Raw genomic sequence first — 1,358 nt, 5'->3', positions numbered from 1 at the left:
GCAGTTCGCATCAACGCAAGGGGTAGCGGGTGAAGCAGAATGAAGGCGACGAGTGGCAGGAGCCCATTGACAGGAGCAGGCCAAGTGCGGCCCGCATGTACGACTTCCTGCTCGGGGGGAACCGCAACTACCATGCAGACCGCAGGGCGGTCGAGGAACTTCTGAAGACCGTACCCAGCAGCCGAGAGCTTGCACTCAACAACCGCGCGTTCCTGATCAGGATCACCAGGTACATCGCCCAGGCCTACGGGATCCGGCAGTTCATCGACCACGGCTCGGGCCTGCCCACCCAGCGCAACGTCCACGAGGTCGCCGAGGCCGTCCACCCGGACGCGCGCGTGCTGTACGTCGACAACGATCCCATGGTCCTGGCCTACGGCCGGGCACTGCTGGACGAGAGCCCGAGCGCGGTGATCCTCAACGCCGACATAGCGGACACGGACCGGATCGTGGACGGCCTTCAGGGACGGATCGACCTGAGCCAGCCGGTCGCCGCCCTCTTCGTCTCCGTGCTCCACTGCGTCCCCGACCGGGACAACGGCGACCCGAAGGCGATCGTCCAGCGCACCGTGGACCTGCTCGTGCCGGGCAGCGTCGTGGTGGTCTGCCAACTGGTCAGCGACGACCCCGACGTCAGCGACAAGGTGACCTCCCAGATGCAGGAGGACACCGGAGGCAAGTGGGGCCGCGTGCGCACCGAGGCCGACGTCCACCGCTACTTCGACATCGACAGGCTCGTCGTCGAGCCCCCCGGCCTGATGGACGTCACCGACTGGCGCCGCGATGACCAGGCCCCGGCCCGGCAGGAGACCCGCGAAATGTGGGAGTTCGGCGGGCTCGCCCGAGTCGTCTGACCCGGGCGCGGCCACCCGCCGTCCGGCCCGGCCCCGCTACTTCAGGCGGAGCTGGGCCTCCATCAGGGCGGTCTCGACGAGCCGGCGGCTGTCCCGGTACCCGGGGGCCCGCAGGAGCACGTTGTCGACGACGTCGTCGAGGTCCACGTAGTCGAGGTCGGCCACCTCTTCGACCCCGGCCAGCGAGCCACGGTGGAAGGAAGCCGTGCGGCCCGCCTCGTGGTAGATCACGTCGGGGACGGAGTCCGTGAGCGACGTGCGGAAGCCCACGCGGATCAGGGTGCTCACGGGGACGGCCAGGGGAGCCTGCGCCGTCATCACCCGGATGCCGGCCGACACGCCCCGGTCGTCCACGACGTCGAGCACCGCCTTCAGCTGGTCGATCAGCACCTCGGGGTAGCCGTAGTCCATGCGGAGCACGGCCTCGTCGATGAGGAAGCACACCCTGGGCCGGTCGGTGGCCAGCCGCTGCACGAACCGGGCACGGCGCTCGGCCCGCAGGCC

General features: G+C 69.6%; 2 protein-coding genes. One reads left to right on the top strand and one right to left on the bottom strand.

Going from position 1 to position 1,358, the window contains the following annotated elements:
• Nucleotides 1-29 precede the first annotated feature (29 nt).
• Nucleotides 30-854, top strand: a complete 825-nt coding sequence (locus ACIQVZ_RS42490) for an SAM-dependent methyltransferase (RefSeq protein WP_402458567.1) — start codon at nt 30-32, stop codon at nt 852-854.
• Nucleotides 855-890: 36 nt separating this feature from the next.
• On the opposite strand, the gene ACIQVZ_RS42485 is transcribed toward ACIQVZ_RS42490, so the two are convergent.
• Nucleotides 891-1,358, bottom strand: a 468-nt coding sequence (locus tag ACIQVZ_RS42485; protein WP_402458565.1) for a Scr1 family TA system antitoxin-like transcriptional regulator, incomplete at its 5' end; no start/stop codon positions are given.

This window comes from Kitasatospora sp. NPDC098663, from assembly GCF_044760075.1.
Taxonomy (GTDB): Bacteria; Actinomycetota; Actinomycetes; order Streptomycetales; family Streptomycetaceae; genus Kitasatospora.
The sequence above is the reverse complement of the archived record's forward strand: the minus strand, read 5'-3'. Positions and strand labels throughout refer to the sequence as shown.